The sequence below is a fragment of the Lachnoanaerobaculum umeaense genome (assembly GCF_003589745.1).
In the GTDB taxonomy this organism is placed as follows: Bacteria; Bacillota; Clostridia; order Lachnospirales; family Lachnospiraceae; genus Lachnoanaerobaculum; species Lachnoanaerobaculum umeaense.
The window spans coordinates 2601717-2614363 of sequence record NZ_CP032364.1 but is presented as its reverse complement, the minus strand read 5'-3'; the positions used below and the strand labels follow the sequence as shown (position 1 = coordinate 2614363).

Below are 12647 nucleotides of genomic sequence, written 5' to 3'. Positions count from 1 at the left end.
TATATGGAAGATTTTTTCAAAAAGTTGAGTATATATGGAAGTATTGCAAAAGAAGAAGGACAGAAGATAGCACAATCAGCATTGAACAAGGGCAAGGAATTGGCAGATATTGCAAAGCTGAAAAGAGACATAAAGATAGAAGAGGATATTATAAAATCATACAAAATGGTTATCGGTGAGTATGTTGCAGCTAATGATCTTTTGCGGGAAGATGAGTTGGTACTTGATCAGAGAACAAAGATCCTAAAAAGTCAGGAAAAATTAAAAGAGCTTAAAGAAAAGCTTGATGAAAAGGGTAAGAATAAACAGGTATAAGGAGAAGATAATGAAACCATACGCAGAGTTGACAAAAGAAGAGCTGTTAGAGCTTAAAGAAAGCTTAAAAAAAGAATATAAGGTAATGCAGGCAAGAGACTTAAAGCTTGATATGAGTAGAGGTAAGCCTTCACAGGAACAGCTGGATATTTCTATGGGCCTTATGGATGTACTCTCATCAGATAAGGACCTTATGAGTGAGAATGGATCAGACTGTAGAAACTATGGTGTACTGGATGGTATACCTGAGGCAAAGGAACTTATGGGAGATATGATGGAGGTTCCTGCAGATAACCTTATCATATATGGAAACTCAAGTCTTAATGTAATGTATGACTGCATTTCAAGATCATATACACATGGTGTTATGGGCTCTAAGCCATGGTGCAAGCTTGACAAAGTAAAATTCCTTTGTATAGTACCGGGATATGACAGACATTTTGCTATTACAGAATATTTTGGATTTGAGAATGTATGTATACCAATGCTTGAGGATGGTCCTGATATGGATATGATAGAAGAACTGGTGGAAAATGACGATTCTATAAAGGGAATCTGGTGCGTACCTAAGTATTCCAATCCTACAGGAAATTCATACTCAGATGAAGTAGTAAGAAGATTTGCAAGATTAAAACCGGCAGCAAATGACTTTAGAATTTACTGGGATAATGCGTATACAATTCACCACCTATATGACCTTCACCAGGATCATCTTATAGAGATTCTGGCAGAATGTAAGAGAGCCGGAAACCCTGACTTAGTATATAAGTTTGCTTCAACTTCAAAGGTAACTTTTCCGGGTTCAGGAATTGCAGCACTTGCAACATCATTAAACAATCTTGAGGACATCAAAAATCAGTTAAAGAATCAGACAATAGGCCATGACAAGGTAAATCAGCTCAGACATGTGAGATATTTTAAGGATATACATGGCATGGTAGAACATATGAAAAAGCATGCTGACTCACTTAGACCAAAATTTGAGATGGTAATAGATACTCTTGAAAAAGAGCTTGGAGGACTTGGTATAGCAAGCTGGACAAAGCCAAAGGGTGGATATTTTATATCATTTGATACTATGGACGGCTGTGCAAAGGAAGTTGTATCAAAATGTAAAAAAGCAGGTGTTGTAATGACAGGTGCCGGAGCCACTTTCCCGGGTGGAAAAGATCCACATGATAAGAATATTCGCATAGCTCCTTCATTCCCACCGGTTGGTGATTTGGAAATAGCTGCAAACCTTCTTTGTTTATGTGCAAAGATGGCATCAGTAGATAAACTCCTAGGAGAATTATAATGATTAGTGCAAATGGAATAACCCTTAGATTAGGGAAGAAAGCCCTTTTTGAAGATGTTAATATAAAATTTACACCTGGAAACTGCTATGGACTGATAGGTGCAAATGGTGCAGGAAAGTCAACATTCTTAAAGATACTTTCAGGGCAGATAGAACCTACAAATGGTGATATAGTAATAACACCTGGAGAGAGACTTTCATTCTTAGAGCAGGACCATTTCAAATATGATGCATATACAGTTTTAGATACTGTAATCATGGGTAATGCAAGACTGTATGAGATAATGAAGGAAAAGGATGCAATATATGCAAAGCCTGACTTTACAGAAGAAGATGGTATAAAGGCGGCAGATCTTGAAGGTGAGTTTGCAAATATGAATGGGTGGGAGGCTGAATCAGATGCGGCAGCACTTCTAAATGGACTTGGTGTAGATACTGAACATCACTACACCCTGATGAGTGATATGCCATCAAACCTTAAGGTAAAGGTACTTCTTGCAAAGGCACTTTTTGGTAATCCTGATATACTATTACTTGACGAGCCTACAAACCACTTGGATTTGGATGCTATTGCCTGGCTTGAAGAGTTCCTTATAAACTTTGAGAACACCATTATAGTGGTATCTCATGACAGATATTTCCTTAATAAAGTCTGTACAATGATTGCAGATATCGACTATGGCAAGATACAGCTCTATGCCGGAAACTATGATTTCTGGTATGAGTCAAGCCAGCTTATGGTTCGACAGATGAAGGAAGCAAACAGAAAGAAAGAAGAAAAGATTAAGGAGTTGCAGGAGTTTATTCAAAGATTCTCTGCAAATGCTTCAAAGTCAAAACAGGCTACATCCAGAAAGAGAGCCTTGGAAAAGATTGAGCTTGACGATATAAAGCCGTCTTCAAGAAAGTATCCATATATTGACTTTAGACCTGTAAGAGAGATTGGTAATGAAGTTCTTACAGTTGAAAATCTTTCAAAAACTGTTGATGGTGAGAAGGTACTTGATAACATCAGCTTTGTACTGAATAGAGAAGATAAGGTAGCACTTGTAGGACCTAATGAAAAGGCAAAGACAGTTCTTTTTAAGATACTTGCAGGAGAGATGGAGCCTGACAGCGGAAGCTATAAATGGGGACTCACCACCACACAGAGCTATTTCCCAAAGGACAATACCAAGGATTTCTCCGGTGAAGAGACAATAGTTGAATGGCTTACAGGATATTCTGAAATCAAGGATGCTACCTATGTAAGAGGCTTCCTTGGCAGAATGCTTTTTGCAGGTGAAGATGGAGTAAAGAAAGTTAAGGTACTTTCAGGAGGAGAGAAGGTTCGTTGCATGCTCTCAAAGCTTATGATAAGTGGAGCAAATGTACTTATACTTGATGAGCCTACCGACCACCTTGATATGGAGTCTATTACAGCACTCAATACAGGACTTGAAAAGTTTAAAGGCGTACTGATCTTCTCATCAAGAGACCATCAGGTAGTACAGACTACTGCAAACAGAATTATGGAGATCATTAACGGAAGTCTTATAGATAAGATAACCACATATGATGAATATCTTGAATCTGATGAGATGGCAAGAAAGAGATTTACTTATACTGTTTCAGCAGATGAAGAGAGTGATGACTGATATGGCAAGTACAAAGAAAATGATTTCATGGAATGTCAACGGTCTTAGAGCTGCCGTTACCAAGGGATTTTTAGATTTTTTCAGAGATATTGATGCAGATATTTTTTGCATACAGGAGTCAAAACTCTCAGAGGGACAAATCGAGCTGGATTTGCCGGGATATTATGATTATTGGAATTATGCAGCTAAAAAAGGTTACTCAGGTGTAGCTATATTTACTAAGGATAAGCCTGTTAATGTGACCTATGGTATCGGCATAGAGGAACATGATAATGAGGGTAGAGTGATCACAGCGGAGTATGAGGATTTTTATTTGATCACCTGCTATACTCCAAACTCTCAAAGAGGACTTACAAGACTTGACTACAGAATGACTTGGGAAGATGCTTTCCTTGCCTATATCTTAAAGCTTGAAGAAAAAAAACCCGTGATATTCTGTGGTGACTTGAATGTTGCACATAAAGAGATAGATTTGAAAAATCCTAAGACTAATAGAAAAAACGCCGGATTTACAGATGATGAGAGAGCAAAGATGGATGTCATTTTGTCTTCAGGATTTGCTGACAGTTTCAGAGTATTGTATCCTGATAAAACAGATGCATATTCCTGGTGGTCCTATATGGGAGGTGCCAGAGCTAAGAATGTCGGTTGGCGTATTGACTATTTTATAGTATCTGATAAATTAAAAGATAGAATAAAGGAAGCTAAGATTCACAGCGATATCTTAGGTTCAGACCATTGTCCAGTAGAACTGGATATAGAAATATAATTATAAGACTTAAAGGAGGTGCGTTATGGTAATTCAATCAGAGAGAGGTAGAAGTTTTTCTTATCCACTTGGCATTATTGTTACGCCCTCATTTTTTTGCATAAAGGTTATAAGAAAATGTAAGTGTCTTTATATGAACCTTTATGAAAGAAATGTAGAAGAGCCGATAGAAAAAATAGAATTTCCTTTAGAATCACGCATAGGTGATGTGTGGTTTTTGCAAGTGAATATGCGTTTAAAAAAAACATATGAGTATGCACTTGAAGATGAAAAGGGTTGCTTTGTAGATGAGTATGGTAAATGCTTCTCAGGTAGAGACAGTTTTGGAAAGATTAGCCTAATGGATAATCCTATGAGAAGTCCGGTATATGTCAGCGATTTTGACTGGGAGTGTGATTTTGAAAACTCAAAGACATTAAATAATAAGGATTTGGACAGTTCATTTATTTATAGACTCCACCTAAGAGGGTTTACAAAGTCAAGCAGTTCAAAAGTTGTAGATAAGGGAACTTTTAAAGGTCTGGTAGGTAAAATTGATTATCTAAAAGAGCTTGAAGTTGATTTTGTGGATATAATGCCTGCTACTGAGTTTGATGAATTCATAAGAGTCGGTGGAAGTTGGGTTTCGCTTTTTGATAAAGATAAGAAGGAAAAGAAAGAAAATATCAGAGTCAATTATTGGGGTTATACAAACAGTCTGAATTTTGCCCCTAAGGCAAGTTTTGCCACCAGAAAAAACAGGAATCCTATAAATGAATATAAGCTGATGGTAAAGGCATTGCATGAAGCCGGTATTGGAGTCATACAGGAATTTTTCTTTGTGAATAAAAGTATCAGTCATATAATTGATGTACTTAGATACTGGAAGCTTGAATATCATATAGACGGATTCCACCTTACAGGTGTAGATTGCTGTGAGGATATTGTTAAAGACCCATATCTACTTGATAGTAAGTTTATCTTTACAAACAAGATATATGAAAGCAAGGGTAAGAATATCATCTCTATGGATTATGATTATATGAATAATATGAGGAGATATCTAAAAGGAGATGAGGGAATGATACCATTCATTTCAAATGTACTTGATAATAGAAGTTCTTATATGAATTTCATTGCTGATATCAATGGATTTTCTCTGGCAGATATATATAAATATGATTATAAACATAATGAAGAAAATGGCGAGAATAATACAGACGGTTCAAATATGAATTTTTCTTGGAACTGTGGATTTGAGGGTGATACCCAAAAATTACAGGTGCTTAACCTTAGAAAGAGAATGTATTTGAATGCTATTTTCCTCTTGATGATATCTAAAGGTACTCTTTGTATATTTAGCGGAGATGAAGTATTACAATCAAAGAATGGTAATAATAATACATATTGTCAGGACAATGATATAAGCTATTTTAACTGGAAACTGGTAAACAAGAATAAGGATTTTTTGGACTTTGTAAAGTCCATGCTTGAATTCAGAAAAGAGTATATTCTTGGTAAGGAGCAGAAAAAGACTTCTATACATGGAATGCAGGTGTGGAAACCTGATTTTGAATACTACAACAGACAAATGGGAATACTGATAGAAGGAAAACAGGATGTATATATTATTCTAAATATGCATTGGGACAAGCATGAGTTTTCACTTCCCACTATAAAAAGAAGCAGCGATTGGCATGTATTGATTAATACAGATGATATAAATGCTCCGTTTAAAAAAGCAGAAACTCAAAAAACTGAGGATCAGAGAAATATAGTTGTGGAAGGCAGAAGTTGTGTGGTACTAGTCAGCAAGGAATCTGCGAAGAATGTTAATAAAAAAGCTAGATAATCTAAAACATAATTTGGAGGATTCATGGAATTAGTAATAATGGCCGTAATTGCTGTGGTGGTTTTAGTAGTAGTAATAAAACTTATCAGTTCCAATACTAAAAGCTCCGATGATGACATGATTGCCTATGAAAATTCTAAAGGCTTGAAAGAGGATAAAAAAAATTATTCAAAACCAAGTCTGAAAAAGGGATTTCAGCAAGAGGCAAGCGTAAAATGTATGGTGGCGAATGCTACATGTTCCACTTTAAAATACATGGATTTTAAAGGAGATATTTATGATGTCAAGTATGATGGTAATAATGTAAATATCGAAAGAGAAACAGATAGTGACGATACATTAAAGGATTACAAAATAGAAAAGGCCTACATGCAGGGAGGTTTTGCTATTATAGAGAGCTCTAAAACCGCAGAGAGGATAAATAATTTCAATCAAAATATGAAGCATATCAGAATCTGGGATAAAGATGACAACAAGTATAAGTCTATAACTTTTAAACAGGGTATAAATGATTTTGTAGACATAGAAACTCTGGATGAGCTTTGTGATTTTTTGAAAAAAGAGCTGCCACAAGGGGGTATCATACTGGATAAGCTTGTAAAAATAGGATTTGGAAAGAGAAATCTGTGGACATCCTTTAGCTATGACTATGGAGACGGGAGGAGTAAAGTTATTAAAAAAGATGATACTCTGAAGTTTGAAGATTTGTTTGAGAGATGGGAATAGGTTATATTGTAGATGAATATTTATATAAAACAAAATTGATAAAATTGTCCCGGCGGATTCTATGCGTTACAGTTCAGGTACTATATATCTTGAGACTTTTAATTTTACAATCCTTGTAGCGTTTAACTCTTTCGTGAAAACGAGACAGGATTAAGCAGTCGAGGACTTGTTTGAGTGCAGTTCGCTGCTCCCCAAGCGAACAAACGAGTTCCGCAGACTGCGTAAAATCCTGCGAAGTTTTAAGAAAGAGTTGCGATTAGGATTGTAAAACAAAAGCTCTAAAGTGGGTACCTGAACTGTAACTTTCATTCCTGCCGGGATAAAACAAATTTTCAAAATACTATTGACAAATATATAGATGTGAAGTATCATATAACAGTCAGTTTTGGGTTATCGCCAAATGGTAAGGCACTGGACTCTGACTCCAGCATTTCTAGGTTCGAATCCTAGTAGCCCAGCTTTTACAACTCCCATTCAAACAAAGATGTTTGTGGGAGTTTTTTAGTATATACAGATGAGGAAAATTTATGAAAAGAGTAGCACTGGCGGGGACAGAAAACTTAACAAATTATATTGAGGCATTAAAAGAGAATGATATAGAAGCAGTTGTAACATTGGATATAGACGAAGCTATAAAATGTGACGGATTATTGATTCCGGGTGGTGGCGATATAGATCCGGTATACTATGGAGAAGAGATGGATGGTTCAGATGAGCCGGATAGAGATCTTGACAAAGCACAAAGAGATATACTTGATGCATTCGTAAAGTCAAAAAAACCTATACTTGGTATTTGTAGAGGTATGCAGCTTATAAATATATACTTTGGTGGAAGTCTTTATCAGGATCTGGAAACAAAGGATATACATACCAGAAAAAATGACAATGATACCGTACACAGCGTAAGAAGCGTAGCAGAAGGTAATGTATTTGAAAAATTCTATGGAAAGAACTTTAATATAAACTCTGCACATCATCAAGGTGCAAAGAAACTTGGAAAAGGCTTGAAAGAAGTATTACAATCAGAAGATGGAGTATGTGAGGCTATTATACATGAAGAATTGCCTATTATAGCTACACAATTTCATCCTGAGAGAATGTCCTATAAGCAAAGAAGAGATGATGCAGTGGTAGGAGAGGAAATTTTTAAATATTTTAGATCTCTGTTAAAATAAGAGATAGTTAGGTTGAGGTAGTCAAGATGTACTCATTTAATGAAAGAATCAGATACAGTGAATTGGGGGAAGATGGAAAGCTGTCTTTAGTTGGACTTTTGAATTTATTTCAAGACTGTTCAACATTCCAATCTGAGGATCTTGGACTGGGAATAGAATATCTACAAGGTAAAAAAGAAGCCTGGTGGGTGAATACATGGCAGATAGATATAGGTAGATTACCGGCATTGGCAGAAAAAGTCGAGATAGGTACATTTGCATATAATTTTAGAAGTTTCTATGGATATAGAAATTTCTTTTTAAAAGATGCCAATGGTGAGTTCTTAGTTAAAGCCGATTCCATATGGTTTCATTATGATTTGGACAATAAAAGACCTAAAAAACCTACAGAAGAATCTTTAAAAAGATATCTGGCAGGTAATGAAACAAGGCTTGATATGACAGATATGGTCAGAAAGTTCGACATACCAAAAGAGTATGGGCTTGGCAAGGAAATAATTGTCAGCAAAAATGATTTGGACACTAATCATCATATGAACAATGCTGTATATGTCGACAAGGCAAGAAATAGTATTGAAGAAGATTTTAAAGTAAAGAAAATAAGTGTACAATATAAGAAAGCGGCAGTTTTAAGTGATGTGATTTTGCCAAGGATTACAAAGGATGAGCATTCATATTTTGTAAATCTTGCAGACAGAAATGGTGATACATATGCTATCGTCAAGTTTGAATATTAAGGGGGAGTTATGGAATTAGGGAAAATACAGATTCTGAAAGTAGACAGAATAAAGGATTTTGGAGCATATCTTACTGATGGCAGTGAGGATGTACTACTGCCTAAGAAAGAAGTGCCGGAGAATTGTGAAATAGGAACTGAACTGGAGGTTTTTTTATATCGTGACAGTAAGGATAGATTGATTGCTACTACCAGACATCCAAAACTTTTGGTAGGAGAGATAGGCAGACTATCTGTAAAGTCTACAACAGGAATAGGTGCATTCCTTGATATAGGTCTTGAAAGAGATGTACTACTTCCATTTAAAGAGACAGTGAGCAAATTACAAGAAGGAGATGAGGTATTGGTATATCTGTATGAAGATAAGAGCCACAGACTTGCAGCCAGTGCCAAGGTATATTCACGCCTTTTGTCAAACAGTCTATATAAAAAAGATGACGAAGTAGTTGGTACAGTATTTGAAATCAAAAAAATGGGCACATTTGTAGCCGTAGATGATAAATACAATGGAATGATACCTCCAAATGAAAGCTTTGAGGACATCAAGGTTGGCGACAGACTGGATATGAGAGTTATCAGAGTAAGAGAGGATGGCAAGCTGGATCTTAGCCCAAGAAAGAAGGCATATAGACAGTTGCTTACAGATGCCGATACTCTTTATAATATTATAGAGGATAGAGGAGGAAGACTAGGCTTTGATGAGAGTGTTTCTCCTGATAGAATAAAGTCAGAGTTGCAACTTAGTAAGAATGCATTTAAGAGAGCGGTAGGACATCTTTTAAAAGAAGGTAAAATAGAGATAATAGATGGTGACATCAAGTTAAAATAGAAATATCAAAGGCTGCAGACTTTCTGTGGCCTTTTTTGGAAAGGAGTCATATGTCTTTGATTGACAATGTAATAAGTAAGGCCAGAGAATATGTCGGAGTGAGCGAATATCCGCCTGAAAGTAATAATGTGAAGTTTAACACAGATTACTATGAGAAAGAAGTATATGATAGCAGCACTGCCACTTATCCATGGTGTGTGACCTTCCTTTGGGATGTTTTTAGGATGGCCGGAGCCGAAAAAGTTTTTTGTGACGGTATAAAAACGGCTTCTACAGAAACAGTATATAGCCATTATAAAGATAAAAATATGCTGTTTAGCAAGGGTCAAAGAGGAGATATTATCTTACTTCTAACAGGCGAAGCCGGAAAAAACAGAAGAGTAAATCATGCAGGAATAGTGGTAGGAGTAAATACGGATGGAACATATGAAACCATAGAGGGCAATACCGGAAATGGAGATATTGCAAATGGTGGTATGGTGATGACAAGGAAGAGAAACTTTGATGGAAAAGGATATACAATAGTAGGCTTTGCAAGGCCCGACTATAAAAATCAAAGTAATATACAAGTGCAAACTGATAAACAAATATCTAATGAGATTCCTATAAGTGCAAGACTTACTATAGTGGGCAGTGGTGTTAGGGTAAGAACTGCTCCTAATACCTCATCTTCATTATTGAAAAACCTTAGTGAGGGAGAAGTGGTGAAAGCAAGTGGCAGAATTGCCAGTAGATATAATCCATGGTTTCATATAGCAGAAGGGTGGATAAGCGGAAAATTTGTAAAAGGTTGGATAAAGGACTACAATGACAATAATAGATGGTGGTATGTGGAAAAAGACTACAGGTATGCTAAAGCAGAGTGGAAAAATATATCCGGTAATGAATATTGTTTCGGTAAGGACTCATATCTGTTTGTAAACTGCTATATAAAATCAGCATTAAGTGGAGTATATTATTGGGTGGATGGTGATGGAGCATATCAAAAGCAACACGATACAACATCCCCGAATAGAAAATATAGAATAGTAGAAAATTATAAGATGGAGAATGCTTACATAAAGTGAAAAATTAGTTGCAGAATAGATAATGATTATCTACTTTGCAACTCATTTTGTTTTAATATATTATTATATTTTTTGTTGATTAAAGTATGCACTATAAATTAACTTTTAATCGAACTATTACAGTGACAGGATATAAATAAGTGTTGAATATTATTAAGGATATGGTAAACTCCTGTCTTTGACAGTTTCAAAAGTTAAAATGCCCTTGAAACCCAGTGTTTTACTGGCTTTCAGGGCATTTTTATTTCGTTTTGAAACTAAAAAAATAGTATTTTATTTTCCTTTGCTTTGTTTTTGTATTGTCCGCATTTTACTTTTTGTTATAAATTCAAAATCTGTATTAAAATGACAAATCTCATGTAGTTTATCTGTGAGCTCTGTTCGTTTATATAGAGGTATGAAACCTTGCTCTTTTACATATGCAAAATTAAAATCTTTTAAGGTATTTAGAATCTCTTCGCATGTATACTTGTGGTCTAAAAATTTTTCAAGATATCTGTAAATAATCAAGGCTAAAAAGCAGGTTAAGAAGTGAGAAGTAATTCTATCAGCTCTTTGTAAAAATACCAGTCTTGCTTCAAACTCGGTTTTCATAATTCTAAAGCATTCTTCTATTTGCCAACGCTTTTCGCTTATATTTAGTATTTCACTTACATTATCGTCAAGTAGGTCTGTTGAGACGGCATACATACCATCATACTTTGCCTCATCATCTATTTTGTCTGTATTAAGAAAGTTATGTACATTTGCTTTTTCACCATCATCAGTTACCGCAATACTGCCAAGAAGCCTGGCCGGATCATTAGGATTTCTTCTTTCTTTTTTGATACTGCCTTTTTCAAGCATTAACTTAGCTCTGTCAACTTGTTTTTCTCTAATAGTCTTTTGGTATTTGGCATATTTTGGTGAATATGTGATGATAAGTCTTTGAGATAAATCTTTTGGTGTATATGGAGCATCTTTGTAATATATAGTCTCATCATCCTTTGAGATTTCGGCTAGATCTACCATTTTATCATCAGATAAACGTTTGAATCCTTTAGTATCTAACGCCCATTGCCTATCCTGTGCATTAAGCTTTTTTATTGATTGAGTAACTACAAAAGCTCTTTCACCCATATGATTGTACTTTCTTATTTTTTCTGAACCAAGTCCGGCATCACTACAGTAAATAAACTTTTGACAATCAAACTCATTTAAAATTTTTTCTTCAAGTGGTTTAATAGAGGTTTGTTCATTTGCATTTCCCGGGAATAGAGAAAAAGCAAGTGGAATGCCGTCACCATCCATAAACATACCCATTTGTATTATAGGGTTTGGTCTGTGTTCCTTGCTTTTGCCATATCTCTTAATGCCATCTTCATCCTCAATCTCAAAATAATAGTTAGTACAATCATAAAAAAGAAGCTTATCATTGCGTTTTCCGACTAAATGACTATTTCTATAAGTTTCAGATTGTATAAGGTCACATTCTTTACCGAGTACATTTAAAGAGCGATATACATCATGTAATTGGTAAGATGGTGGCTCTAAAAAATCCATAGAACAAGAGTAACTTGAGCGTTTACTGTAAGGTTCGAGTATTCTGGAGTAAATCAAATCCGATAAAATCGAGTTGATATCAAACTTGAAGCTATACTTATCCCTTATCTTTCTACAAACTTTATGTAAGCCAAGTTTATAATAAAAGTACTGCAAAAACAGATAACCTCCACGATAGAAGACTTGTTGCTGTGGCTGTAGTCGTTTGCTTGAGTTAAAAGAAAAATTTACTATTTTATCTTCTTTGTACTTCTGTGTTTCAAGTTTTGCCTCAGCACGAGCCCATTTCATAACGTCATCTCTAGTGGGTCCGTGCTCTTTTAATAAATCAGCAAGAGTACCAAGTTTGCGTACATTTATAGAGGTGCTAACCCCTTTGTCATTTATAAAGCTTTTGGAAATATAGAAGGACTCTGCATTTTTTGATTTTGATGTAGTAACTTTCATAAATAACCTCCACACCTTATTATATAACAAAATACTAGAAAATACTATATATTAAAACAAATATTTTGACAAAAATTTTAACTGAAGAATGTAGGTTATATACGGGTTGTAGGACTTTTTTTATGATTATTTAGGTGAGCAAACTGTCAAAGACCCGGGTATAGACTGGATCGTCATCGGGTAAACTCAATTCATATAAGCTAAAGTTGATTTTCTGTTGACCTATTTCAAAAAAGTCGTTATAATAATTAACTGTGAGCATAGTTACATTATAAC

11 protein-coding genes, 1 tRNA gene and 1 pseudogene are annotated in these 12647 nt (G+C 35.3%); 11 read left to right on the top strand and 2 right to left on the bottom strand.

Annotated elements, in window-relative coordinates:
- Window positions 1-3 precede the first annotated feature (3 nt).
- From D4A81_RS12240 to D4A81_RS12190, 11 genes are all read left to right on the top strand, one after another.
- Window positions 4-315: a hypothetical protein gene (locus tag D4A81_RS12240; RefSeq protein WP_111525734.1), complete on the top strand. Its 312-nt coding sequence runs from the start codon at window positions 4-6 to the stop codon at window positions 313-315.
- 10 nt (window positions 316-325) lie between these two features.
- The gene (locus D4A81_RS12235) at window positions 326-1612 is read left to right on the top strand and encodes a PLP-dependent aminotransferase family protein (RefSeq protein WP_111525735.1); all 1287 of its coding nucleotides are present in this window, start codon (window positions 326-328) and stop codon (window positions 1610-1612) included.
- Window positions 1612-3249, top strand: coding sequence for an ABC-F family ATP-binding cassette domain-containing protein (locus tag D4A81_RS12230; RefSeq protein WP_111525736.1), 1638 nt, complete (start codon window positions 1612-1614; stop codon window positions 3247-3249). The genes D4A81_RS12235 and D4A81_RS12230 overlap by 1 nt, the downstream gene beginning before the upstream one ends.
- Window positions 3230-4018, top strand: a complete 789-nt coding sequence (locus D4A81_RS12225) for an exodeoxyribonuclease III (RefSeq protein ID WP_111525737.1) — start codon at window positions 3230-3232, stop codon at window positions 4016-4018. Before D4A81_RS12230 ends, D4A81_RS12225 begins: the two co-directional genes overlap by 20 nt.
- A gap of 25 nt (window positions 4019-4043) precedes the next feature.
- The gene (locus D4A81_RS12220) at window positions 4044-5849 is read left to right on the top strand and encodes a glycosidase (RefSeq protein ID WP_111525738.1); all 1806 of its coding nucleotides are present in this window, start codon (window positions 4044-4046) and stop codon (window positions 5847-5849) included.
- Between the two features lie 24 nt (window positions 5850-5873).
- Window positions 5874-6575: a hypothetical protein gene (locus tag D4A81_RS12215; protein ID WP_111525739.1), complete on the top strand. Its 702-nt coding sequence runs from the start codon at window positions 5874-5876 to the stop codon at window positions 6573-6575.
- 386 nt (window positions 6576-6961) lie between these two features.
- Window positions 6962-7033 (top strand) — tRNA-Gln (locus D4A81_RS12210).
- Window positions 7034-7102: 69 nt separating this feature from the next.
- Window positions 7103-7750 carry a gamma-glutamyl-gamma-aminobutyrate hydrolase family protein gene (locus D4A81_RS12205; protein ID WP_111525740.1) on the top strand — a complete coding sequence of 216 codons (648 nt, stop codon included), beginning with the start codon at window positions 7103-7105 and terminating at the stop codon, window positions 7748-7750.
- A gap of 26 nt (window positions 7751-7776) precedes the next feature.
- On the top strand, window positions 7777-8487 hold the full coding sequence (locus D4A81_RS12200) for an acyl-[acyl-carrier-protein] thioesterase (RefSeq protein WP_111525741.1): 711 nt from the start codon (window positions 7777-7779) through the stop codon (window positions 8485-8487).
- A 9-nt stretch (window positions 8488-8496) separates the two neighbouring features.
- Complete coding sequence (locus D4A81_RS12195; protein ID WP_111525742.1) at window positions 8497-9315, top strand: CvfB family protein; 819 nt, start codon at window positions 8497-8499, stop codon at window positions 9313-9315.
- Between the two features lie 50 nt (window positions 9316-9365).
- Entirely contained in the window at window positions 9366-10382 is a 1017-nt protein-coding gene (locus tag D4A81_RS12190; RefSeq protein ID WP_111525743.1) for an SH3 domain-containing protein, read from the top strand.
- A gap of 273 nt (window positions 10383-10655) precedes the next feature.
- Here the strand turns inward: D4A81_RS12190 and D4A81_RS12185 are convergent, their stop codons facing one another.
- Both D4A81_RS12185 and D4A81_RS13905 read right to left on the bottom strand, forming a co-directional pair.
- Window positions 10656-12371, bottom strand: a complete 1716-nt coding sequence (locus D4A81_RS12185; protein WP_111525744.1) for an IS1634 family transposase — start codon at window positions 12369-12371, stop codon at window positions 10656-10658.
- A 157-nt stretch (window positions 12372-12528) separates the two neighbouring features.
- Window positions 12529-12633 (bottom strand): annotated as a pseudogene (locus D4A81_RS13905) (transposase); the annotation flags it as partial.
- Window positions 12634-12647 lie beyond the last annotated feature (14 nt).

Coding starts and splice junctions, on each gene's coding strand:
- D4A81_RS12240 (WP_111525734.1), top strand. CDS start 4: ATGGAAGATTTTTTCAAAAAGTTGAGTATATATGGAAGTATTGCAAAA.
- D4A81_RS12235 (WP_111525735.1), top strand. CDS start 326: ATGAAACCATACGCAGAGTTGACAAAAGAAGAGCTGTTAGAGCTTAAA.
- D4A81_RS12230 (WP_111525736.1), top strand. CDS start 1,612: ATGATTAGTGCAAATGGAATAACCCTTAGATTAGGGAAGAAAGCCCTT.
- D4A81_RS12225 (WP_111525737.1), top strand. CDS start 3,230: ATGAAGAGAGTGATGACTGATATGGCAAGTACAAAGAAAATGATTTCA.
- D4A81_RS12220 (WP_111525738.1), top strand. CDS start 4,044: ATGGTAATTCAATCAGAGAGAGGTAGAAGTTTTTCTTATCCACTTGGC.
- D4A81_RS12215 (WP_111525739.1), top strand. CDS start 5,874: ATGGAATTAGTAATAATGGCCGTAATTGCTGTGGTGGTTTTAGTAGTA.
- D4A81_RS12205 (WP_111525740.1), top strand. CDS start 7,103: ATGAAAAGAGTAGCACTGGCGGGGACAGAAAACTTAACAAATTATATT.
- D4A81_RS12200 (WP_111525741.1), top strand. CDS start 7,777: ATGTACTCATTTAATGAAAGAATCAGATACAGTGAATTGGGGGAAGAT.
- D4A81_RS12195 (WP_111525742.1), top strand. CDS start 8,497: ATGGAATTAGGGAAAATACAGATTCTGAAAGTAGACAGAATAAAGGAT.
- D4A81_RS12190 (WP_111525743.1), top strand. CDS start 9,366: ATGTCTTTGATTGACAATGTAATAAGTAAGGCCAGAGAATATGTCGGA.
- D4A81_RS12185 (WP_111525744.1), bottom strand. CDS start 12,371: ATGAAAGTTACTACATCAAAATCAAAAAATGCAGAGTCCTTCTATATT.